This window comes from Coleofasciculus sp. A1-SPW-01, assembly GCF_040217205.1.
GTDB classification, from domain to species: domain Bacteria; phylum Cyanobacteriota; class Cyanobacteriia; order Cyanobacteriales; family Coleofasciculaceae; genus Coleofasciculus; species Coleofasciculus chthonoplastes_A.
The window spans coordinates 1-22,489 of record NZ_JAVJNP010000092.1 but is presented as its reverse complement, the minus strand read 5'-3'; the positions used below and the strand labels follow the sequence as shown (position 1 = coordinate 22,489).

Here is a 22,489-nt window from a genome sequence, read left to right as displayed (position 1 = left end):
GTAATCAGGTTTAATTTGTAAGGCATTATCGTAGCTAGCGATCGCTTCCTTTAATTGTCCTAACTCATCTAGGGCATTACCCCGGTTGTACAAGGCTTCAGGGTCATCAGATTTAAATTGTAAGGCATTATCGTAGCTAGCGATCGCTTCCTCTAATTGTCCTAAATTACCGAGGGCAATACCCCGACTGTACCAGGCTTCAGGGTCATCAGGTTTAAATTGTAAGGCTTTATCAAAGCTAGCGATCGCTTCCTCTAATTGTCCTAACTTTTTTAGGGCAATACCCCGGCTGTACCAGGCTTCAGGGTCATCAGGTTTAAATTGTAAGGCTTTATCAAAGCTAGCGATCGCTTCCTCTAATTGTCCTAAATTAAATAGGGCATTACCCCGGTTGTTCCAGGCTTGATGTAAATCAGGTTTAAATTGTAAGGCTTTATCGTAGCTAGCGATCGCTTCCTCTAATTGTCCTAACTTTTTTAGGGCAATACCCCGGTTGTTCCAGGCTTGATGGCAATCGCGTTTAAATTGTAAGGCTTTATCAAAGCTAGCGATCCCTTCCTCTAATCTTCCTAAATCAAATAGGGCATTACCCCGGTTGTACCAGGCTTGATGGTCATCAAGTTTAAATTGTAAGGCTTTATCAAAGCTAGCGATCGCTTCCTCTAATTGTCCTAACTTTCTTAGGGCAATACCCCGGTTGTTCCAGGCATTATCATAGCTAGCGATCGCTTCCTCTCTTCGTCCTAACTCATCTAGGGCAATACCCCGGTTGTACCAGGCTTGATGGTAATCAGGTTGAAATTGTAAGGCATTATCGTAGCTAGCGATCGCTTTAAATAGTCGTCCTAGCTTGCTCTGGGAATTACCCCGATTTTTCCATGCTTGATGGCAATCGCGTTTAAATTGTAAAGCTTTATCATAGCTAGCAATCGCTTCCTCTATTTCTCCTAACTCATCCATGGCATAACCCCTATTACACCAGGTTTCATAGTCATCAGGTTTAAATTGCAAGGCTTTATCGTAGCTAGCGATCGCTTCCTCTATTCGTCCTAAATTTCTCAGGGCAATACCTCGGTTGTTCCAGGCGTTGTGGGAATCCGGCGTAATATCTAACGCTTTTTCCCAGCAAACAATTGCATCAACTAAATCCCCGAGTCTAAATTGCTGATTGCCTTGCTTCAACCAAAACTCATCTTCCCCTTGAGATAATTCTGCTAAAGCCAACTCGCCTTGACTCTCTAATTTAAATAAGCCAGAACGCCAGTCAAAGAAGTCGGGGGCGCGGCGGTTGAAATAGGTGAGGGCAAAATTGGGTAGGAGAAAAACGAAGCAGATATTAAAATGGTCGCGGAATGATTCTCGCTGTAGGTTCAGATGACCTAATAAACGCGGCACAGAAAACAATGAATAGTTGTGGCGTTCTGTATTATCTTTGATTGCCTTTTCATAGTCATAGATCGAATGTTCTAACCCTTGGATAAATAAGATATCGATACTATCCCGATTCTGTAATTTGGCAATTTCAGTATAGAGATTCTCAATCGGTTCGGTGAGACGTAAAACCTGGATGCTTTTTTGCGGTAGATCCTGCTTGACATCCTTAATTAATTTCTCGGCGGTGGCGGGAGTACAGTCAACAAACAGCAAACCAAACCCTTCTGTCCAACTCAAAGAACGCCGTAGGGCTTCATATTCGTCCTCGGCGTCGCCCTTGTCGTCTTCATCCCATTCGGTCAGGTTTCGGATCATTGCTGTGATGCTGATGTATTCTGTTCAGATACCGTAGGGGCGCACCGACGTGCAACTTAAGCTCAACCCCTCACCCCCAGCCCCTCTCCCGACCCCCCTCGTTCCCCCCTACCCCCCTCGTTCCCCCCTACAAGAGGGGGGAGGACAGAGGATGCTTCGCTTTTTTGGCAGGGGGGATGACAGAGGATGCTTCGCTTTTTTTTGCACGGGAGAGGGGAGCAAGAAGGAAGGTATTTCTCGATGTGATGCCAGAAGCTTCTTTATTCCCCTTCTCCCTCGATGGGAGAAGGGGTTAGGGGATGAGGGTGAAAAGCTTGCCAGTCGTGTTTTGGCGCTTAAGTTGACACGGATGACCGACGTGCGCCCAGTTTAATTGTCAAGTTTATGCCACTATTTTACCAATATACCAGGTGGGCAATGCCCACCCTACTGGCTGACTTTGGTCTCCCCCTTTTTAAGGGGGACGGAAGGGGGATCTAAAATGGGGGGCTAGAGTTGCAAGGTTAAGTTAACACAAATGAATGCCTGCTCTGCGATACGATGATAGGCTAAAGCCATTACTACGAACTACGAACTACAAACTACAACAGTTGATTCAATGCGGATTGAAAACGCTCAATCCCATAAATTAAGGGATGGACATCATGCCAAACTTTAATTTCTCCGCCTTCATCTAAATATCGATATTCTAAAATACAGCGATTAAATAACAGTTTGCGATATTCATCTTGATTCGGCATCTGTTTGGTTTTGGTAACCTGTGCCAACATCATCCATTCCGGTTCATTCACCGCTGTGCGATAGGTTTCCCGTAACTCCGTAATCGCCCGACGCACGGCTTTTTTAGCGATGGGTAAACGAGGACTGCGCTGTAAGCTGGTTTTCATTAATAGCATTAAGTTTCGCACATGACCGCCACTAATTAAACAGAGTTGTTCGACGGTATTGGCATCCTCAAATACTTGTTCTAGGGTTAAATCCTGGACACTATGACGAATGCGTTTATCAATTAATTCCTTTAACTTATCAATTCCTTTGGTATAGGGTTCGCCTGTGGGTTGGCGTACCATGATCATCGGTAAAACTTGGGCTTTACTGTACCGATCTTCTAACACAGTGCCTCGATCTGAATATACCATGGAAATCGGCACGGTATAAATGGTATGACAATTTAATTTACTCAGTTGCTCACAACGGTCAATAAAAATCTCATCATGATTACTGCGTTTCCCATTGGGTTCATATATCGGCACAATCCGATCCAAGTTATCGGCAATTACGACTAATTCAGAACAGCCCCAGGGTAAATTGTGTTTGGCATCAGTGATAAACTCATTCAATGCTTCTATCAAGGATACCGTATTCGCATCCACCTGTTCGCGAATCTTTTGCCGGGTACTGGGAACCGCTCTTAAATTGGCAGTTAATTTGGCAAACTGTAACATCTGAGTTTCCAGATTCAAACTCTCAAATGTCACCTCAGTTAGCGCCAACTCTTTTAACGAATCCCAGCGATATTTCAGCCAATTCAATAACGGGTCAGGTTTAGCATTATCTTTCAAGGCTTCCAATAACCGCCGTGTACACGCCAGTAAAATATCCGTATATTGGGCATCTTCTGGGTCAATATCCTCATCATCAGCAGCAAAGTACACCACATAATACTTCTGCTCTTCTAAGTCCGCTTTCAGCCGCAGTAATTCCGTTGATTTTCCCGCCCCGCGATGTCCCGCATAGAGATTACAAGTGACTCTATCTGATAATAAAATCGATCGCCCTAATTCAATTAAAATATCACAATCGCCCCGCACCTCTTCACAATCCACGTAAGTTGGATCACCAGGAGGTAAGGGGCGAAAGGGGTCAAAGGCATTAAAAATTCGTTTTAATATCTGGAAATCGTTCATGGTTGGTCATTTGTCTTATGTCATTGATGCCGTTCGTCTAACTTATCACGGATTAATTTGCTTCAACAAATCGCGAATAAACTGACTATATTGGTCTTTCATCGGCAGATTTAACTCCTGTCGAATCCGTTTTCTGGTGGCTTCGCTTGTCTCACCTGTCAGGGGGTTAAACCCCGGCTTTTGGTAGGTTTCCCAATATAATCCTACCCCTCGTTTATGCCAGTTGGGTAGATGATTAAAATTAATCCCATGTTGGAATAATAATTCATTCTTATCCGCCACCGATAACCGTTCTAACTGGGATGTGGCTTGTCGGGCAGTTTTGCCATCATTCCTTAAACACCAATAACTATGAGAGTTTAAGGCATTTCTGTGGGCATCTTCTTGTCGCCAACGAAAATAATCAACCACTATTTCAATGGTCGGTAATTGAGAAATGCGACAATCAAAACACGCCACTGTCCCCAATATCAATGAAAATTTCGCACTGGCTTCTCCAGCTAATACGGAGTTCAGCTTGCGTAATTTGCGATTAAAGGCAGATTCAGCACCATCAACAAGCAGTGATATCTCATCACTTTGAGTATATCCATAGATAACCTTTAACCCACAATTCATCAGATGTTCTACGGTGAGAATCATCGCATCTCGAAACCGTTGATCAAAGGGGGCTGAAAATGGATGCACGTCTCGCGTTAATCGAGTAAACCCGCGCCCATCTAACCGTGCTATCATATATAATCCCGGCAAAACGCAGTGATCATGAGCGGTTTCATACACCCGCATTTTGGCATCCAGTTGATCAAATTTCATTGGTATTTCAAGAGGAATCTGTCAAGACGTGCCACGGCAATGGTAGGGGCGGATTTAGGAAAAATTGTATTGTAGGGGCGGGTTTAGCGACTAAAACTACTTGTCACCAATAAATGAACAACAAACCCCGCCCTATCTCACCGATAACTGATCAACAAAACCCGCCCTGATTCATCAGCCTTCTGATTACGGTTTAATTAAATTCCGCTCAACTTTGCGATAACGGGCAATCCGTTTCGCCCGATCCAATGGGGGATATAAAATTAACGTAGCTAAAGGAAAACTTGTGCCTAAAATTGCCCCCAAAACCATCCCATTAACTACCCCTAACTTTAAAGCCATTCCTAAACTAATTCCCAAGGCGGCGGATAAGACAGAAACCCCAAACGCCAATCCTTGACTAAACCCCCGTTGCACACAACTTTGAGCCACACCTTCCCCTTCAAACGCCGCCATAAATACCACCGCATCCACCGCCGCAAATGCCGCAATTGCCATATCCGTCGCCCGAAATTGAGCGCCAAATCGAGCCACAAATATTGCTGCGACACCTGCAAAAAAAACAGCCGCCACGGTATCTAACGCTTTCACCTTAACCCCAAACCGCGATCGCACCTTCGCCATCCCCTGACTAATCCACCCTGACGTAATCGCCGCCACAAGTCCCAATCCCGCCACTAACACCGAAATGAACACCGCGATCGCAACACCGACTGTGCCACTATGACGTACAATACCATCCCATGCCATGGCTTCAACCCAGGTTGCAGCAGCGGCAAAGAAAATTAATAATCCAACTGAAAAATAGGGCAATTTCTTCGCTGGAATCGGTACGGGGGCTGTCTTCACGTTTAGCATTAAGCTTTGGGTTTCCGGATGGGAATTGCTATGAATTAATATCTCCCGCTCATACAGCTTATTCGCCATCAGCTTGCGCGTATCCACGGTAATTTTGCACAGCACTTGATTGCTGACAAAATGAGTTTGCTCAAAGTAAATCCATTCATGAAAATCAGGCGTGTGAGGCGGATCACTCAAATGGGGAGCGATTTGCCAACGACTTTCTAATATCGTATCGGGAACGGAGTTAGTTAGAATGACCTTTTTGGTTATCTTTTCCCCTAATTTATTCGCCGTAAACTCTAAACACGGGACATTGAGATTTACCTCCGGCACTCGAATCACATAAATCGGGTTCAGCGCCTCTAAAGCAGTTTCCGCATCCAGAAAACGGTCTTTCGGTTTCAGTTCAACCATCCTTTGCAGCCACTCAATCCACCGCAAACTTAACCGAGGAACCCGATGTTTAAAATTAATCCGATAGTCTTCATCAATTAACTGACTAATATCGGTTGAAGCAATCCCCGTGAGTAAACAAATCAGCGTTGCGCCTAAACCATAGAGATCCGAAGCTTCACTCACCTGTTGATTAAACAGCAATTCCGGAGCGATGAACCCAATTGTCCCCTTCGCCACACTACTCATGGCAATTTCACTCCCGCCGATATGCGCCAAGCCAAAATCAACCAAGAATACATTCAAGGCATCATCAACTAGGATATTTTCCGGTTTAATATCCCGATGACTAATTGGCGGAATGCGATTTTGTAAATAAATGAGAATGTTGAGTAATGAAACAGCAATTTGCTTAATCTCAGCGGGATCAAAACTACGCCGCCCCGCTAAAGACGCGGCTTTTTTATAATCCTGGACTAAACAAAACCCCGTTTCAGTTTGAAATGAATCCAAATAACGGGGAATTCCTGGATGATTCAATCCACGTAACACTTGAATTTCCCGTTCGATGGCGTCATAATCTGACCAATGTGCCTCACTTTGGGCAAACTGAAACTGTTTAATCACAACAGGTTCTTTCAGCGTTCCCTCTGACGTCAAGGGCGGAATTGGCACCGCTAGATAGGTGACTCTCCCACCTGCGCGATTATGACCTAATTCTCGAACAACCCTGAAACCGTGGCTGGATAAGTCTGGAAAATTACTCATGAGGTAAGTCAAACGTCAAACGTTAGCTAGAGACATGCCATGGCACATCTGTCAAATTCAGATCTCCCTCTTCCCTTATAGATCCCCCTTCCCTTTCTCTTCAAAAGGTGAAAGCTAAAGAAGGGTTCGTTTTTGTTTGACAGGGAAGCCAGAGGAGGCTTCGCTTTTTGACACAGGGAAGCCAAATGTTGCTTATGCTTTTTATTCTCCGGGGACTAGGGGGGATCAGTCTTATCCAAGCAGTATTGACACCAATCTTTGTTACAGGCACGAACTAAGATGTACTGTGTCTAGATGCTTACCTGGTATTGTATCGCGTCGTTATGGGAGCAGAGGGAGCTGGGGAAACAATGTAGAGACGTGCCATGGCACGTCTGGGAGCAATGGTCTATTTTTCCTGACTTCTCCAATAACCAACGCTACAGTGAAAAGAATATCGGCGAGTTTGAGAGTACATCCTGCCATGACTTATACGACTTCTGCTCAGACGTGGGATTTTAACGTTCCTACACCCTATCCCAGTCAAGATACAGACTTACTCAAGCAACTGCCTTTTGTACCAGGGTTAAAAGAACTGTTAATGTTGCGTCAGGTTCACGCTCTTGAACATGCAACGGTTTGGGTTCTGGCTGATTTAGCCAATGCCAACTATACGTCACGCCCTAGTCGCAGTCCTGCGGGTACAGCTACCACCGTGCATGAGATGGATAATGATACTTTAGGTGGTTTATCTACTGAACAAGGATTTTACCTCTATGGTGAGGTGAATTTATCAGACTTGAGACGTGCGGTTCCTCTCGCCTTGAATCGTCTCACCCAAGGGGAATGGAATTTAGCGGTACATCCTCGTTGCGGTACGAATCTCTCCGTTGGCATGATGTTAACGGCTGGATTAGCCCTAGGCGCTCATCTCCTCCTACCCCGTGGTCCGATTGAACAACTGATTGGTTTAGGTCTAGCCACCGCTACAGCCACCCAACTTACCCCTGACATTGGTATCCTGGCTCAACGCTACCTCACCACGGCGATTCCTTTTAATCTGGCTGTTGAGGATATTAGCGATACCTCCGATATCTGGGGACGACCTGCTTATTTCGTACAGGTGCGATGGCGGGATTAGGCTCAAAAGGGTGTGGGGTGTAGGGTATGGGGTGTAGGGTATGGGGTGTGGGGAAACAGAAGCAGGTCATATAAACTTCCCCCGCTTCCCCCGCTTCCCCCGCTTCCCCATCATCTGCCCTATCCCCCTCTATATCTGGAAACAAGGGGTTTCTCAACTCATCTTTGTAATAAAACTTAAAATAAAGAGTAAGCAGACACCCCTCATCCAGTAGTACGCTGTAAAACTAGATTCGTAAGGGAAAAATTGATATGGCAGAAGTAACACGCGGCGCAAAAGTTCGGATTAAGCGCAAAGAATCCTATTGGTATAACGATGTCGGAACTGTGGCAACCGTAGACAAGAGCGGCATTATCTATCCTGTCATCGTCCGTTTCGATAAAGTCAACTATTCCGGCATCAATACCAATAACTTTGCGGAAAGCGAACTGGTAGTCGTGGCACCAGGGAAGAAGAAGAAGTAACGGAACGGAATCACCCGAAGCCGTGCCTGAATTGCCGGAAGTGGAAACAATTCGTCTGGGTCTCAAGCAAATTACTTGTACCCAGGCTATTCAGGGTGGGGATGTGTTGCTGCCGCGCACCATCGCCTACCCTGTTTCTGTGGCGGCGTTTTGGCAGGGTTTGAAGCAAACGAGAATTACCGATTGGCACCGACGGGGTAAATATCTGCTTGCCCAACTTAACCGCTCTGAAGAGGGGGATGCTGGGTGGTTAGGGGTGCATCTGCGGATGAGTGGGCAACTCTTATGGATTCAGCAAACGGAACCGTTACAGAAGCATACGCGAGTGCGGTTGTTTTTTCCTCAAGGACAGGAATTGCGCTTTGTGGATCAACGCACCTTTGGTCGGATGTGGTGGGTTCCACCTGGGGAAGAATGTGACAGCATTATCACGGGATTGCAAAATTTAGGACCTGAACCCTTCTCAGATGCCTTCTCCCCAGAGTATCTGACGCAGAAGCTGAAAAAATCTCAGCGTTCCATTAAAACCGCCATCCTTGACCAATCCCTGGTTGCAGGTGTGGGGAATATCTACGCCGATGAAGCCTTATTCGTGAGTGGGATTCATCCTCAAACCGTTTGCGCCCGATTAAGTGTAGACCAAGTTGAACGTCTGCACCAAGGGATTATTCAAGTGTTAAAAGCGGGGATTGAGGCGGGTGGCACAACCTTCAGCAGCTTCCTCAATGTCCAGGGCGTCAATGGTAACTACAGTGGAGTCGCTTGGGTCTATGGTCGCACAGGACAGCCTTGTCGCGTCTGTGAGACCTCGATTGAGCGGATTAAGTTGTCCGGGCGTTCGTCTCATTTTTGTCCGCGCTGTCAGCTATAGCACAACCTTCTGTTGAGTTATTCAAGTCCATATTCGTCTTAAATTTAGGACAAACCCAGGTAAAACATCTTCGCCGGATAAGTGGCTAGGATTTTCCAACACCTCTACCTCCCTCCCAGGGCGATAAATCTCTACTCGCCGATTTTTCGGATCAATTAACCATCCCAATCTAGTTCCGTTATCGATGTATTCCTGCATCTTCGCTTGCAGTTTAGGGAGGCTATCTGATTCAGAACGTAATTCAATTACGAAATCTGGACAAAGCGGAACAAATTCTTTTCGCTGTTGAGGAGTGAGGGATTCCCAACGTTCTCGACGTATCCAAGAGGCATCTGGAGAGCGATTTGCGCCGTTGGGAAGTTTGAAGCCCGTGGACGAGTCAAAGGCTTCCCCTAATTCTTCGTGTGCCTCAAACCAGTTACCTAGTTGAGTGCTGATATTGAGATTACGCTTGCCTGATTCGCCTCCTGTGGGAGGATTCACAATTAACTTTCCTTCTGCTGTGCGTTCTAGTCTTAAGTCGCGGTTCGTGGCGGCTAATGCCTCAAACTGTTCTTGGGTGACGTAGAGGGTGAGTTCAGGCGGAAGTTCAAGGAATAGAGTTTTGGATTGGGTTGGTGTCTGTATCTGTATCATTATATGCTCTATGTGAATTATGAGGGATAATGGCTTGAAAGCGTTTATTGATCTTGATTGTAGGGATAAGTAATGGCAGGCAAACTCAAAAAAGGCGCATTAGTGCGCGTAAATCGCGAAACGTTGGATAATAGTGTGGAAGCTAAAGCCAGTGATACTCGCTTTCCTCCTTACCTGTTTGAAAGTGATGGGGAAGTGGTCGATATCCGGGGTGACTATGCCTTTGTCAAGTTTTATGTACCCACCCCGAATATTTGGTTTCGTCTCGACCAACTCGAAGTCACTAGCTAAAGTAGTAGCGTGACACGCCTAATTTGATCCATTAGCCTGGTCAAAAATCCAGGCTTGCGCCCAAAAAAAGCTGTAAAATTGCGCCATGTTAGCTGTGCCACGCCTGTAGTCTAGTCGCGATCGCAAAATCGCTCTATAGCCATGGCATCTTCTTCTAATTTACCTATCGCCTGCAATGATCACCGCGTCACCGTCATTGGTGCGGGTCACGTCGGTAGCACGTTGGCGCACCGGATTGCCCAACGCAATTTGGCAAATGTGGTACTTTTAGACATTGTTCCCGGTATCCCCCAAGGCATTGCCCTAGATTTAATGCAGGCACAGGGGATGGATTGTCACAACCGCGAGATTATTGGTACCAATGATTATATGGATACCACCGGGTCGGATGTAGTGATCATCACGGCGGGTTTACCCCGTAAACCGGGGATGAATCGAGATGATTTGCTCAAAATTAATGCCAAGATTGCGGTGGAGGTAGCCGAAAAAGCGATCGCGCGATCGCCTGATGCCTTGTATATTATTGTCACAAATCCCCTAGATGTGATGACCTACTTGGTCTGGCAAATATTAGGATTACCCGTGTCACGGGTGATGGGAATGGCGGGAATGTTAGATTCTGCCCGTTTCCAAACCTTTATTGCGATGGAATTAGGGGTATCGATTGCGGATGTCAGTGGGTTAGTCTTAGGGGGTCATGGCGATTTAATGGTACCCTTACCCCGTTACTCCACAGTGCGAGGGATTCCGATTACTGAACTGATGGATGAAGAGACAATTGATCGTTTAGTTGATCGGACTCGTCATGGTGGCGCAGAAATTGTGAATCTGATGAAAACTGGGGGCGCGTATTCAGCACCTGCATCCTCGACTTGCGCGATGGTGGAAGCAATTTTACATAATCAGTCGCGACTTTTACCTGTTTCATCCTACCTAGATGGGGAGTATGGTTTAAAGGATATTTTCATTGGTGTCCCAACGCGGTTAGGATGTCGAGGTGTGGAAAAAGTTGTGGAAATTAACCTCACGGATACCGAACTCGCCGCCCTGCATACGTCAGCCGAATCGGTTCGTAAAAATATTAAGCGGGCGCAGGAAATGTTGGCTTGATTGTCATTTGTCCTTTGTCATTTGTCCTTTGTTGGGGGTGACTGATTACTCCCCAAAATATGGATAATGGGGATAATTGTGGCAAAGGATAATGGATGATTATGGCATACGCGATCGCGAAGTCCCAGGACTCTCAGGTTGAGTCTCCAGTTTTCTCTGTCCAAGACTATTTGCTAAATCCCCCTGACCATACAGAATGGGTAGATGGGCAATTGGTGGAAAAGCAAGGGATGACAGCCAAACATGGTCGAATTCAAGCACGATTAGCTCGATATTGGGGAAATTATAAAGAGGAGCAGAGTCTAGGCGGAGATGTTTACACGGAAACGCCATGTTGGACAGGAGAACGAGGGCGTCGTCCTGATGTATCTTACCTCACTCCGGAACTGGTGGAACAATTTGGCGAGTTTACGGTTTTATCCCAGAGTTTCCCCTTAATTGCTGAGATTATTTCACCAACAGATGGGGCGGAAGAAGTTTTTAGTAAGGTCAAAGAGTATCTGCGATCGGGGTGTCAGGAACTTTGGTTAGTGTTTCCTGAGAGTCAATGGGTTTTGGTGATTACACAACAGCAACAAGTTTTATTTAATCAGGGTGATATTGTCAGGACACAGCAGGTGTTAGATGGGTTTGGTGTGGCGATTGATGATTTGTTGGCGTGAGTAGCGATTGCTCAAATTAGCACTAGACCTGTTCATCAAATAGAGAGAATTCCTATATGTAGTAGGTGGGATCGCTAATTGAGGACATAAACCCCTAGATATAGTATTGTCAGCTAATTAGCAGATAAGTCTAATTCGTCACGCTTATTGATCAGGATATACCAATCTTGCTATGCTTAACTTATGACAAAAATAACTAAACCTATGATTTAGTTATAATTTAAGTTTTTAATTTAAGGTATTATGATATTATGCAAGATGGATCAATTCAACTTATTGTTGAAAATCAAAATCACATTCAGATTATATCTTGGATTCTAGAAGCGGCTAATTATCCTCTAGATAAGATTAAAATAAATGCAGTTGCTAAAAGTAACCTCAAAAATTTCTTGCAAGGATTACCTCCTGGTATTACAAGAAGTTGTGCTGTTTTAGTTAACTGTGATGCAGCAAGCGTTCCAGAGGCTTTAGACAAGGCTCACAGACGGTTAGGATATCCTTCTGTACGAGTCTTTTGTGCTGTTCCAGAAGTTGAGGCTTGGCTGTTCGCCGATGAGATTACAGCTATAGAAAACGCCAAAACTCAATGGGGAATTGAAGTCTCACCTGCACTGCCGTTACCCGAAGACATTAAAAGTCCAAAAAGTCATGCAGAACTAGCTTTTGGCAAGACTATTAGTTCTTGGCAATTTGTGAAAAATATCAATATTGATAGAGCGGAGGCAAGATCACCTTCACTGCGGAACTTTTTACAAGGTCTTGATCGCTTATTAGCTGCACAACCAACACCTCATTTTGAAAGTGTTTCCCGTAATATTAGTCGGGATGTTTTTGCTGGGCTTATTCGTGAAATCATTCCGGCAACTACGGTCATTTGGAAAACGGCAACAGGAGAGATGTTTACAGCAGAAGAACTCCGAAAGCAAATTGAAGAAGGTACAGAAATTGGGCAGCAATATGCATCGGATGTACTTAGAGTAGCACGAGATTTTATGAAGCGAAAAGCGAATCGGAGAGAATCTGAATGATCGTATTTGTCCCCGCTTATGACGCATCGACTCAAGCAAATATCGCTATTGCCAAGCTAATTATAACAGAGGATTGTGTCACACTTTTTGAAAAGAAAGCAACACGTAAAGAACTTATCGCCGTATTGTCTAAAGCTGATGTTTTGCCTGTCTTTGCCATGTGTCATGGTGTTCGTAATGCATTGAAAGGTCACAATGGTGATGTGGCTTTGTCCTGTGGTGATGTACAACTGCTAAGTCAACGTACCGTTTATGCTTTTGCTTGTCATACGGCAAATGAACTCGGTAGATCAGCGGCAGACATAGGAGCTATTTGGTGGGGATATTCGGACACAATTTCATGTGCTATTGATTCATCGTCCGTGATTCCAATTTTTACTGAAATTTTTATCTTCATTCGAGATAATTTTCAGGGAGCAAGATCTTCACAAGATAGGCAGAGGGTTATTGAGCAGCTTAAGCAGATGTGTGAGCAAGCAGAAGCTCAGGTAGATCAAATTGATGCTCAAACTGAGATTACTGATATTACAGAAGTGTATATGACACTGCGTCATATATGGGACAGATTACGAATTTGGGTTCCTGGAATTCAAGTTCCAGAACAACATCCTGATGCATCAAGCCCTTCTCTCCCTTGGGGTTGAGTAGATATTCTTTTACAGCGACTATTCAAAAATAAACGTTAATAATTAATTACAATCAAAAGTGTAATTAAATTATAGAGATAACACAAGTGGAATTAAAGAAGTTCAATTCAGAATTAATTATTGCTACAGAGGAAGAACAATCAAATCCAGATTGAACAAGGTAATTTGTTATCGAACAGATGGGGAAAAATTTAGAGATCAAGTCGGAGAATCTGACTCATCTGTTAATGTCTCAATCAACAAATCCATTTGCTGTTGTCGCTGTTGCAGAAATGCTTCACATTGACGCAAATACTCGACAGCCGAGGCAAATTGGTCAAATACCTCAGCTAATTCCAGTTCCCCCCGTTCGATTTGCTCAATAATCGTCTCTACCTGAGTCACTGTCGCCTCATAATTCCAAGACTGCGGGAGGGAGGGGTCAGCCGGGTGGGTACGAGAGGATGCGATCGGATCAACCATGAAAATCTAGAGTGTCTCGTAATAAACTTTAGGATAGCCTGGAATCCCGCACCAAAGGTTAAAATAATCCCGGTCAATATTTTTTCCCCAACCGGGAAAGTCAACCTGGAAAGCCGCTAAGAGGTACAATGCCTAAGACTTACACCGTCGAAATCAATCACGAAGGAACAACCTACACGATAGAAGTCCCAGAGGATAAACAAATTCTTCGGGCTGCGGAGGAACAAGGGATAGATTTACCCAATGCCTGTAATGCTGGCGTTTGTACAACCTGTGCCGCTAAAATCATTGAGGGTTCTGTTGATCAAAGCGAAGGGATGGGACTTGGACCCGAATTGCAAGAGGAAGGGTATGTCTTGCTTTGTATCGCCTTACCGCGATCTAACCTGAAAGTTGAATCCGGTAAGGAAGACGAAGTTTACGATCGCCAATTCGGTCAACCGTCTTGAGTCAGCATGGTGTTGGGGCGCAACCTACTTGTGTTGACATGCACCCAGCATTTGTACCCCTTGACAATTGATCATTTATTGTAATTTACCCCACTCAGAAAATGACAACTCACTTCATTACTGCCGAAATTGACCTCCAGGAGTCACCGAAACAACTCCATCAAGCGATTGAGACAGAACTGCAAAAACAGGGAGAACCCCTGCGTTGGGCGGTTACATCTGTGGATACTCAGGAACAAAAAGCTCAGGTTGAAGCGATTGTCACCAAGACTACCCAGACTAATTCTCAACCGTCCACCCCTTAATTATTGTGCGTCCTTACACCGTTGTTTTAATCGTTCCCACAGGAATTGGCGCATCCATTGGTGGCTATGCGGGAGACGCTTTACCTGTCGCCAGAGCGATCGCCCAAGTCTGCGATCGCCTTATCACTCACCCCAATGTCCTCAATGGCGCTCAACTTTACTGGAATTTACCCAACGCCCTCTATGTCGAAGGCTATGGGCTTGACAAATTTGCCGCTGGATGCTGGGGATTACAACCTGTGCATCAAAATCGGGTGGGATTAATTCTTGACCAGGGGATTGAACCGGATCTGCGTTTGCGCCACCTGCAAGCGGCTGATGCCACCAGAGCTACGTTAGGACTAAATCTGACCGATTACGTAATCACCGACGCGCCCCTGAATGTGGAACTGCGGACAGCGCCATCGGGGGCGAGTTGGGGTACAATAGGCAATCCCGATAGTTTATTGCGATCGGCTGAAGTGCTGATTCAACAGGCAAAGGCAGAGGCGATCGCAGTAGTGGCTCGTTTCCCTGATGATCTAGGCAGCGAAGCCCTAGAAGCATACCGACAGGGACGAGGGGTCGATCCTCTGGCGGGTGCAGAAGCTGTGATCTCTCACCTAATCGTGCGAACCTTCCAAATCCCTTGCGCCCACGCCCCAGCCTTAATGCCCCTTCCCCTAGAACCCACCTTGTCGCCGCGATCAGCCGCCGAGGAATTAGGCTATACGTTTCTACCCTGTGTGCTGGTGGGGTTAAGTCGCGCCCCGCAATTTCAGGTGACGCCGCGTCAACCGGGAGCAATTTGGGCAGAAGAGGTGGATGCCGTGGTGATTCCTGCTAATGCCTGTGGTGGTAGTGCCTTGTTAAGCTTAAGTCAGTTACGGACTCAAATTATTGCCGTTGAGGATAACCAAACCTCAATGCAAGTGCCTCCAGAACCTTTGGCAATCAAAGCGGTGCGAGTACACTCGTATTTAGAGGCACTGGGTATGTTAGTGACTCATCGGGCTGGAATTAGTGCCGATGCTCTGAGTCCCTCCCTGTCGTCTATGCGTAGCTTATCTATATATTAGTGACTAAACAGCTTCCTGATAATCCTGACTTTGAACCCCTCACCCGCACCCAAGTGTTAGTTGCCATGGGGATAACGGCGATCGTTTTACTAGTCGTGGCTAAACTCTGGCTGAAATTTGGGTCGGTGACACTGTTATCCCTAGACTTTACGGTAGAAGGATTACTTATTGGATTAGGTATAGGCGTGGGAATTACCGCGATGAGTAGTGTAGTCTATCGCCTCTGGTCAGCCTACCGTAAAAGTGCTGACGTTTACCTCAACTTGGTTTTAAAGCCGTTGGTATTACCGGATCTGATTTGGTTGGGGTTACTTCCGGGTATGAGTGAAGAGTTGCTGTTTCGGGGAGTGATGTTACCCGCCATTGGTTTGAATGCCGTGGGTGTGATTATTTCTAGCTTGGTATTTGGCGTTTTACATTTGAGTGGTTCCCAACAGTGGCCCTATGTGGTTTGGGCAACGATTGTGGGATTGTTACTGGGGTTTAGTGCTGTCGGTACAGGGAATTTGCTGGTTCCGATTGTGGCTCATGTGGCGACTAATTGGCTGTCTAGTTTTTTCTGGAAATTAGGACATCGAGAGGTTGAAGCGTAGATGCTTAAAGCCCTGGCTTCTTGGAAAAGTCAGGGTTTTTGCTTTCTAGAGCGCTCTATTGAACTCCAATATAAAGCGTCGATGAAGCTAATTGGGAATTCCATCAATGACTTTGATATAAATTTACCTTATAGAAAACCACGAAGTCAGTCACAAGTGTTTTACATCGCGAAACATATAGAAATATATTCGAGAGAATCCGACAAGAAACTTTAGTGATTCACAGGGAAGTAATGAGGCATGAGTGACTGGCAAGTTAGTGAAGCTGAAGCTTTTACTGCCGCTTAAAGATTAATTAAATGTAAATGAGTGTTTACATCTATAAAAATTTACATACCTTAACTTGATAAAGTCTTGATGAAGACTGGACTTTTTTGTACTTTTCCTGGGAGAAGTTCGGTATTATTACTCATGTAAGAGAAAAACAGGTAAGCCAAAGGTATTTGCTTGTTCAAGACAAAAAATTTAGTTTTTATCCCCTAAAAGCTTTTTTGTCCTAACCGAGCCACCTATCGCTGACTGTCTTCTCCAACGAGGGTATAAATTGAATTCAGCCATCTGATAGAAAGCCAGACAATTCTCGTCTTGCTTGACTAACGACAAGAATGGAGATGTCTAGCTGATCGATAATTTCAATTTTTCTTAATCATTAGTGTAACACTAACTTCACTAATTGGCGATCGGCTTTTCGTTGGCTTTTCGGATCTGTGTTGTGGTTGAGTTCTCACCTTCAACGGACTTGCTCAAAGCGGGAAAGGAAGGGAAATCCTAGACAACCCCTTGCAAGTCTGATGTTCACCCAACAATGATCACGAGGTTTATCGTCATGAAATGCTTTTCTTCAATCGCTACAGTAGGAACAACTCTTGTTGCTTTAGGAACTGTAATGGTTTGCAGCAATGGGGCGTTAGCCGATCCCCTCAACGACCGACCCAAACCGGAAATACCAACGGGCACTTCCTTACAGACAATCTTGGATGACATCACCGTCTCAGGTCCTGGTATCAACGTAGTCAATAATCAGTCAAAATTTGCGCTGTTTGATAACACTTCTGCTAGCGGAGCAATAGGAACTTTTGTTGCTGAAATAGCTGGGTTTGCGCCGGAAAATCAGTTTGGACTCTACAGTGCAAACAATCCTAACAACAAAGCTTTAATTTTTGATGGACCGAGTAAACCCTTTGACCAAGCCTTCATCACCTTCTTTGATAATGGTGATATTAAAGTGAACAACGACTTAGTTGCCACAGGTTTTGGTGACTCATTCGGTTTTTATCTCCATACTCCAGAAAATAACACGTTCTACACTGAGGATAGTCTTAACAATGGCAATCCACAAGCCCTAGTCTATCAAGGTGATAACGTGACCGAACTTAAACTTGATGGTTTGGACTCAGGAACATTTGTGGATACTGAGTTCATCTTTGCTTTTGAGGATAAGCTTTTCAGCAGTACTGACAAAGACTATAACGACTCAGTTGTTCATCTTTCAGGGATTAAGCCAGCAGCCGTTCCAGAACCCATGACTATTTTAGGGTCTGCCTTAGCTTTAGGATTTGGCGGCTTGTTCAAACGGGAACGGTCAAAACGACAAAAGAACTAGCCGTTAGCTGGTAGGGGCGGGTTTACCGATAATTGGGTTTGTCAATACAATGGCAATAAACCCGCTCCGATCAAGGTTTTAGGACTTACGCAAAAGCTCTATATGTAGGGTGTGTTAGCGTAATGCAACTTAACCAATATATATGGTGTGGCTGCGTAAGTTTTTGGTTTATAGTTAGTTTATAGGCGGCGATGCTAGGATTTTTAGCGCCCAAGCGCAACTACGATCTGGGCGATCGCTTGGGGTAAAATGCGATGTTCTTGAACTTGAATCCGGGCGTGTAGCGTCTCTGGCGTGTCGTCAGGAAGCACGGGAACGGCGGCTTGGATTAAAATGGGTCCACTATCGACTTCTGGACTAACTAAGTGTACTGTACAGCCGGTAATTTTCACCCCGGCGGCTAACGCTTCTTCTTCGGCGTGAATCCCTTTGAAACTGGGTAAGAGACTGGGATGAAGGTTGAGGATGCGATCGCGAAATGCATCAATCAAGACTGGCGTGACAATTCTCATCCAACCCGCCATAACCACGAGTTCAACGTGATACTGTCTCAATGTCTGGACAATTTGAGCATCGAGGGCTTCCCGTTTTTTGTAATCCCGGTGATTATGGAGAACGGTGGGAATACCGAATTTTTCCGCTCTGGCGAGAGCTTTGATCCCAGGATTATTGTAGATCATCACTTGAATTTGGGCATGGAGTTGCCCATCTGCGATCGCTTGGGCGATGGCTTCAAAGTTTGTACCACTCCCCGATACCATAATTCCTAGTTTTACAGGAGGCGTATCTTGGACTGGCTTAGGAGTAACCGCCGGTGAAATGAGACTAGGGGTTGTGTCTGTCGCTGGGGTATTGCTGGTCATACAGAACTACAGGAATTACCAACAGTATCATAATTGTCGGGTGACGTTTCCTTGATACAGTATTGCCTCAAAATACGATACCCTGTACTAGAATAGCCAAACCCTTACCCGCTTGCCTCAGCTAGCCATGACTCAATCGACTGACTTCCTGACGCACCTTAATCCCTCTCAACGTCGCGCCGTCGAACATTTCTGCGGTCCCTTGCTGGTTGTGGCGGGGGCGGGTTCGGGTAAGACGAGGGCGTTAACCTATCGCATTGCCAATCTGATTCTCACCCATAAAGTCGCTCCGGAAAACATTTTAGCGGTTACGTTCACTAATAAAGCCGCACGGGAGATGAAATCCCGGATTGAAACCCTATTCGCCCAGCAACTGGCTGTCCAAACGCGGGGTCAGCGTTTGGAGTTACTCCCAGAACTTGAACAAACCCAGTTGCGATCGCGGGTCTATAAAAAATACATCAAACCCCTGTGGATTGGTACATTTCACAGTCTATTTGCTCGGATTCTTCGCTATGACATCAATAAATATACCGATGAAAAAGGACGCCAATGGAAGCGTAATTTTTCCATCTTTGACGAATCCGACGCCCAAACGCTGGTAAAAACCATCGTCACCAAACAATTAAATCTAGACGATAAAAAATTTAATCCTCGTACCATTCGCTACGCGATTAGCAATGCCAAAAACTTAGGTTTATCACCCCAAGCCTTTGAAAAAGAGCAATCTGGTTATAAAGGGCGACTCTATGCTGAAGTTTATCACCATTATCAAGACCAGTTAGCCGCCAACAATGCCCTGGACTTCGATGATCTAATTTTAGTCCCCGTAAAACTCTTCCAACAAAACGAATCAGTTCTGGGATATTGGCACAATCAATTTCGCCATATTTTAGTGGATGAATATCAAGATACAAACCGGATTCAGTACGAACTGATACACCTATTAACCACAAACGGCGAAACTGAAAAAACGCAATGGGATTGGCGCGATCGCTCCGTATTTGTTGTCGGCGATGCCGATCAGTGTTTTCCTCCCGGAACTAAGGTTTTAACTCCCGCCGGAGAGAAACCCATTGAAACATTGAAAGTGGGAGATCAGGTTCTATCGCCGACTGGTCAAAAACAACTTTACCCCCATCAAATCACTCATATCAAAAAAGGATACTTTTGTGGGTCTCTCTGGTCGATTCGGGCGGGTGAACAGGTATTACGCGGAACGCCTCATCATATTGTTCTTGCCAGAATGACACCCATTGAAGGGCATTATTATGTGTATCTGATGTACCGAGCAGATCGCGGATATCGCATCGGCATCACTAAAAGTCTACGTCACAACGATTATCGATGCGATGAACTCGGCTTTAAAGTTCGTATCGCCCAAGAAAATGGGGATAAACTTTGGGTACTGAAAACCACGACGTCTTATGAAGAAGCAGCTTACTATGAAGCCTATTATGCAGCTAAATATGGGTTGCCAACGCTAGTCTTTCATAGTAATGGTCGGCGTATGCGTCTGAATGATGAGTGGATTTTTCGCCTATACCAAGAAATTGATACCATCACCAATGCTCACCGATTAATGCAAGATCTCTGGCTGCATCCAGATTTTCCTCACTACCGTCCTCAAAATGGTTTGCGCCGACAGACATTAAATCTGGTTATGTTTGGCACACCTCGGTTAGACAATAAAAAATCGGCAAGTTATCACCGCATCCAATGGTGTTCTAATCGTCGTGATATTACGACCAACTTAGAAGCGGCTGGCTTTTCCATTCGTTCGGGGAAAAATAGCCGAGGGTATCGGGTTGAAACCGCAAGAGTTTCATACAAAGAAGCGGTAAGTATGGCACATTCTATTGCCGATGCAGGTCAACTGGAAATCCAACGCAAAGCATTAATCAGTGGCACAAGTTATTATTTTATGCCTTTATCTCATCTCCATCCCGGAATGAAAGTGCTAGTTGAGGTGGATGATACCTTAACAGAGGTGGAAATTGAGCAAGTTTGGCAAGATGAGTATGAGGGAGACGTGTATGACTTAGAAGTCGATGTGGCTCATACTTATATAGCGAATCGTATGCTAGTCCATAACTCAATTTATTCCTTTAGGATGGCAGATTTCACTATCTTATTAGGATTTCAGCAAGACTTTGGTGATGGGTTGCCCGATGAAACGACCCACACCATGGTGAAATTAGAGGAAAACTATCGCTCGCGCGAAAATATTCTCCAAGCCGCTAACTATTTAATTGAACAGAATACCCAGCGGATTGACAAAATTCTCAGACCCACACGCGGTTTAGGGGAAGTCATTTACTGTCATCACGCCGACGATGAGTTAGAAGAGGCTCATTTTGTCGTTCAACAAATCCTGAAACTGAATCAACAAAACCCAGAACTAGGCTGGGGCAGTTTTGCTATTCTTTATCGGACGAATGCTCAATCTCGCCCCTTAGAAGATGCGCTGCGCGGTCGAGTGCCTTATGTGATTATCGGCGGATTGAAGTTCTACGATCGCAAAGAGGTTAAAGATGCCTTAGCGTATCTAAGAACGATTGCCAATCCCAGCGATACCGTCAGTTTATTGCGAATTATCAATACGCCACGCCGGGGTATTGGTAAAGCCACAATTGATAATTTAGTGCTGGCGGCTCAAGAATTGGGAACTCCCCTCTGGGAAATTATCCGGGATGAAACCTCGGTCAATACAATTGCGGGACGTTCGGCTAAAGCGGTTAATCGGTTTGCCCAATTGATTAAGCAGTGTCAAGAGAATACGGAAAACTTAAAAGCGGTAGAAATTATTAAGTTTATCATGGAGGAATCAGGATATACTGATGACCTCAAAAATCAAGGCACAGATGAAGCGGAAAACCGATTGGAAAATATCAATGAACTCTATAATGCTATCGTTCAATTTCAAGAAGAAAATGAAGATACCAGCCTAGAAGGGTTTCTGGCAAATGCGTCGCTGGCGTCTGATTTAGATAATTTGGAAGATGGACAACAAGCGGTGTCCTTAATGACGCTGCACTCGGCTAAAGGATTAGAGTTTCCGGTTGTGTTTCTGGTTGGTTTAGAACAAGGACTTTTTCCCCATAACCGGACGATAGATGACCCGGTTGCTTTAGAAGAAGAACGGCGTCTCTGTTATGTGGGGATTACTCGCGCCCAAGAACAACTCTTTCTTGCCCATGCCCGTGAACGTCGCCTTTATGGGTATCGTGAACCAGCGGTTCGGTCTCAGTTTTTGGATGAGTTACCGGAAGACTTAATTAGTAGTACCTTGGTGAAAGTGAAACAGCAAACGCCTCCTGCCTCAACAGAAAAGTCATCAAAATCCTCTAGTTCAACGGCAAAATCGAAAGAGTGGAAAAAAGGCGATTTACTGCGTCATGACACCTTTGGTATCGGAGAAGTGACCCATGTTTTTGGTTCAGGGAAGAAAGTTAGTATTGCGGTTAAGTTTCCCAGTTTAGGGCAGAAAATTCTTGACCCGAAGCGAACCAATATACAACGAGTGAATTAGTTGGGGAATAGGAAAATCAATGTTAGGGTCGCGCTTAGGCACAATGGAAGGGGCGGGTTTAGGGACTAAATTCAGCTCCCCACTGATAACTGAACAACAAAACCCGCCCTTATAAGGCAATAATCCCTAAGCCAAATTTTCATGACAATGATTCTTGTTGTCATTAGCGCGGCTTACCTAATTAGGGCTTGCTGCACAACTCCAAAACCCTTATCTATCAAGGCTTTGAGTAGCATGGACATTGGCTCATCTTCAAGAACATAAGGTAAAACCCTTTCATACCCTTGCACCGCTATCAGGGAAAATGTATCATTGCTCCCCC

21 protein-coding genes are annotated in these 22,489 nt (G+C 45.1%); 14 read left to right on the top strand and 7 right to left on the bottom strand.

Translation table 11 applies throughout. The features are described from left to right. From RH949_RS14410 to RH949_RS14395, 4 genes are all read right to left on the bottom strand, one after another. Positions 1 to 1,749: tetratricopeptide repeat protein (locus RH949_RS14410; protein ID WP_446353999.1), on the bottom strand; the 1,749-nt coding region annotated here is incomplete at its 3' end. Positions 1,750 to 2,330: 581 nt separating this feature from the next. After that, positions 2,331 to 3,656 (bottom strand): ATP-binding protein, encoded by a 1,326-nt coding sequence (locus RH949_RS14405; RefSeq protein WP_446353997.1) that lies wholly within the window; start codon positions 3,654 to 3,656, stop codon positions 2,331 to 2,333. Between the two features lie 45 nt (positions 3,657 to 3,701). Then, entirely contained in the window at positions 3,702 to 4,469 is a 768-nt protein-coding gene (locus tag RH949_RS14400) for a tRNA(His) guanylyltransferase Thg1 family protein (RefSeq protein ID WP_446353995.1), read from the bottom strand. A gap of 186 nt (positions 4,470 to 4,655) precedes the next feature. Further along, positions 4,656 to 6,473 carry a serine/threonine protein kinase gene (locus RH949_RS14395; RefSeq protein ID WP_446353993.1) on the bottom strand — a complete coding sequence of 606 codons (1,818 nt, stop codon included), beginning with the start codon at positions 6,471 to 6,473 and terminating at the stop codon, positions 4,656 to 4,658. Positions 6,474 to 6,936: 463 nt separating this feature from the next. Between RH949_RS14395 and RH949_RS14390 the strand changes: the two genes are divergently transcribed. From RH949_RS14390 to RH949_RS14380, 3 genes are all read left to right on the top strand, one after another. Continuing rightward, complete coding sequence (locus RH949_RS14390; protein WP_446353991.1) at positions 6,937 to 7,593, top strand: DUF6391 domain-containing protein; 657 nt, start codon at positions 6,937 to 6,939, stop codon at positions 7,591 to 7,593. 251 nt (positions 7,594 to 7,844) lie between these two features. Next, positions 7,845 to 8,057 carry a photosystem I reaction center subunit IV gene (locus RH949_RS14385; RefSeq protein ID WP_446353989.1) on the top strand — a complete coding sequence of 71 codons (213 nt, stop codon included), beginning with the start codon at positions 7,845 to 7,847 and terminating at the stop codon, positions 8,055 to 8,057. 22 nt (positions 8,058 to 8,079) lie between these two features. Beyond that, positions 8,080 to 8,928 carry a DNA-formamidopyrimidine glycosylase gene (locus tag RH949_RS14380; protein WP_006100850.1) on the top strand — a complete coding sequence of 283 codons (849 nt, stop codon included), beginning with the start codon at positions 8,080 to 8,082 and terminating at the stop codon, positions 8,926 to 8,928. A 21-nt stretch (positions 8,929 to 8,949) separates the two neighbouring features. Here RH949_RS14380 and RH949_RS14375 read toward each other — a convergent pair whose 3' ends face one another. Then, on the bottom strand, positions 8,950 to 9,564 hold the full coding sequence (locus RH949_RS14375; protein WP_446353987.1) for a Uma2 family endonuclease: 615 nt from the start codon (positions 9,562 to 9,564) through the stop codon (positions 8,950 to 8,952). Between the two features lie 72 nt (positions 9,565 to 9,636). Between RH949_RS14375 and ndhO the strand changes: the two genes are divergently transcribed. The 5 genes from ndhO (at position 9,637) to RH949_RS14350 (ending at position 13,299) form a co-directional block, all read left to right on the top strand. Continuing rightward, the gene (gene ndhO, locus RH949_RS14370; RefSeq protein WP_006100874.1) at positions 9,637 to 9,855 is read left to right on the top strand and encodes an NAD(P)H-quinone oxidoreductase subunit O; all 219 of its coding nucleotides are present in this window, start codon (positions 9,637 to 9,639) and stop codon (positions 9,853 to 9,855) included. A gap of 141 nt (positions 9,856 to 9,996) precedes the next feature. Further along, positions 9,997 to 10,965 carry a malate dehydrogenase gene (gene mdh / locus RH949_RS14365; protein WP_446353984.1) on the top strand — a complete coding sequence of 323 codons (969 nt, stop codon included), beginning with the start codon at positions 9,997 to 9,999 and terminating at the stop codon, positions 10,963 to 10,965. Between the two features lie 95 nt (positions 10,966 to 11,060). Next, the gene (locus tag RH949_RS14360; protein WP_446353982.1) at positions 11,061 to 11,627 is read left to right on the top strand and encodes a Uma2 family endonuclease; all 567 of its coding nucleotides are present in this window, start codon (positions 11,061 to 11,063) and stop codon (positions 11,625 to 11,627) included. 251 nt (positions 11,628 to 11,878) lie between these two features. Next, complete coding sequence (locus RH949_RS14355) at positions 11,879 to 12,655, top strand: DUF4276 family protein (RefSeq protein ID WP_006100862.1); 777 nt, start codon at positions 11,879 to 11,881, stop codon at positions 12,653 to 12,655. Next, positions 12,652 to 13,299 (top strand): hypothetical protein, encoded by a 648-nt coding sequence (locus RH949_RS14350; RefSeq protein WP_446353980.1) that lies wholly within the window; start codon positions 12,652 to 12,654, stop codon positions 13,297 to 13,299. The genes RH949_RS14355 and RH949_RS14350 overlap by 4 nt, the downstream gene beginning before the upstream one ends. Before the next feature lie 201 nt (positions 13,300 to 13,500). On the opposite strand, the gene xseB is transcribed toward RH949_RS14350, so the two are convergent. Then, positions 13,501 to 13,764, bottom strand: a complete 264-nt coding sequence (gene xseB / locus RH949_RS14345) for an exodeoxyribonuclease VII small subunit (protein ID WP_006100841.1) — start codon at positions 13,762 to 13,764, stop codon at positions 13,501 to 13,503. A 128-nt stretch (positions 13,765 to 13,892) separates the two neighbouring features. Here xseB and RH949_RS14340 point away from each other — a divergent pair, with 128 nt between their 5' ends. From RH949_RS14340 to RH949_RS14320, 5 genes are all read left to right on the top strand, one after another. After that, positions 13,893 to 14,213, top strand: coding sequence for a 2Fe-2S iron-sulfur cluster-binding protein (locus RH949_RS14340; protein ID WP_006100833.1), 321 nt, complete (start codon positions 13,893 to 13,895; stop codon positions 14,211 to 14,213). A gap of 101 nt (positions 14,214 to 14,314) precedes the next feature. Next, complete coding sequence (locus RH949_RS14335; protein WP_006100781.1) at positions 14,315 to 14,518, top strand: hypothetical protein; 204 nt, start codon at positions 14,315 to 14,317, stop codon at positions 14,516 to 14,518. Further along, positions 14,518 to 15,576, top strand: a complete 1,059-nt coding sequence (locus RH949_RS14330) for a DUF3326 domain-containing protein (RefSeq protein WP_446354001.1) — start codon at positions 14,518 to 14,520, stop codon at positions 15,574 to 15,576. The genes RH949_RS14335 and RH949_RS14330 overlap by 1 nt, the downstream gene beginning before the upstream one ends. Next, complete coding sequence (locus RH949_RS14325; protein ID WP_006100928.1) at positions 15,576 to 16,169, top strand: CPBP family intramembrane glutamic endopeptidase; 594 nt, start codon at positions 15,576 to 15,578, stop codon at positions 16,167 to 16,169. Before RH949_RS14330 ends, RH949_RS14325 begins: the two co-directional genes overlap by 1 nt. Before the next feature lie 826 nt (positions 16,170 to 16,995). Continuing rightward, positions 16,996 to 17,772: a PEP-CTERM sorting domain-containing protein gene (locus RH949_RS14320; protein ID WP_446353977.1), complete on the top strand. Its 777-nt coding sequence runs from the start codon at positions 16,996 to 16,998 to the stop codon at positions 17,770 to 17,772. Between the two features lie 203 nt (positions 17,773 to 17,975). Here RH949_RS14320 and purN read toward each other — a convergent pair whose 3' ends face one another. Further along, positions 17,976 to 18,635: a phosphoribosylglycinamide formyltransferase gene (gene purN, locus RH949_RS14315; protein ID WP_446353975.1), complete on the bottom strand. Its 660-nt coding sequence runs from the start codon at positions 18,633 to 18,635 to the stop codon at positions 17,976 to 17,978. A gap of 127 nt (positions 18,636 to 18,762) precedes the next feature. On the opposite strand from purN, the gene RH949_RS14310 reads away from it, so the two are divergent. Further along, the gene (locus RH949_RS14310; protein ID WP_446353973.1) at positions 18,763 to 22,167 is read left to right on the top strand and encodes a UvrD-helicase domain-containing protein; all 3,405 of its coding nucleotides are present in this window, start codon (positions 18,763 to 18,765) and stop codon (positions 22,165 to 22,167) included. Positions 22,168 to 22,489: the final 322 nt, after the last annotated feature.

What these genes read in the sequence shown, in the direction of transcription:
- RH949_RS14405 (WP_446353997.1), bottom strand. Translation starts at nt 3,656, where the DNA reads ATGAACGATTTCCAGATATTAAAACGAATTTTTAATGCCTTTGACCCC.
- RH949_RS14400 (WP_446353995.1), bottom strand. Translation starts at nt 4,469, where the DNA reads ATGAAATTTGATCAACTGGATGCCAAAATGCGGGTGTATGAAACCGCT.
- RH949_RS14395 (WP_446353993.1), bottom strand. Translation starts at nt 6,473, where the DNA reads ATGAGTAATTTTCCAGACTTATCCAGCCACGGTTTCAGGGTTGTTCGA.
- RH949_RS14390 (WP_446353991.1), top strand. Translation starts at nt 6,937, where the DNA reads ATGACTTATACGACTTCTGCTCAGACGTGGGATTTTAACGTTCCTACA.
- RH949_RS14385 (WP_446353989.1), top strand. Translation starts at nt 7,845, where the DNA reads ATGGCAGAAGTAACACGCGGCGCAAAAGTTCGGATTAAGCGCAAAGAA.
- RH949_RS14375 (WP_446353987.1), bottom strand. Translation starts at nt 9,564, where the DNA reads ATGATACAGATACAGACACCAACCCAATCCAAAACTCTATTCCTTGAA.
- ndhO (WP_006100874.1), top strand. Translation starts at nt 9,637, where the DNA reads ATGGCAGGCAAACTCAAAAAAGGCGCATTAGTGCGCGTAAATCGCGAA.
- mdh (WP_446353984.1), top strand. Translation starts at nt 9,997, where the DNA reads ATGGCATCTTCTTCTAATTTACCTATCGCCTGCAATGATCACCGCGTC.
- RH949_RS14360 (WP_446353982.1), top strand. Translation starts at nt 11,061, where the DNA reads ATGATTATGGCATACGCGATCGCGAAGTCCCAGGACTCTCAGGTTGAG.
- RH949_RS14355 (WP_006100862.1), top strand. Translation starts at nt 11,879, where the DNA reads ATGCAAGATGGATCAATTCAACTTATTGTTGAAAATCAAAATCACATT.
- RH949_RS14350 (WP_446353980.1), top strand. Translation starts at nt 12,652, where the DNA reads ATGATCGTATTTGTCCCCGCTTATGACGCATCGACTCAAGCAAATATC.
- xseB (WP_006100841.1), bottom strand. Translation starts at nt 13,764, where the DNA reads ATGGTTGATCCGATCGCATCCTCTCGTACCCACCCGGCTGACCCCTCC.
- RH949_RS14340 (WP_006100833.1), top strand. Translation starts at nt 13,893, where the DNA reads ATGCCTAAGACTTACACCGTCGAAATCAATCACGAAGGAACAACCTAC.
- RH949_RS14335 (WP_006100781.1), top strand. Translation starts at nt 14,315, where the DNA reads ATGACAACTCACTTCATTACTGCCGAAATTGACCTCCAGGAGTCACCG.
- RH949_RS14320 (WP_446353977.1), top strand. Translation starts at nt 16,996, where the DNA reads ATGAAATGCTTTTCTTCAATCGCTACAGTAGGAACAACTCTTGTTGCT.
- purN (WP_446353975.1), bottom strand. Translation starts at nt 18,635, where the DNA reads ATGACCAGCAATACCCCAGCGACAGACACAACCCCTAGTCTCATTTCA.
- RH949_RS14310 (WP_446353973.1), top strand. Translation starts at nt 18,763, where the DNA reads ATGACTCAATCGACTGACTTCCTGACGCACCTTAATCCCTCTCAACGT.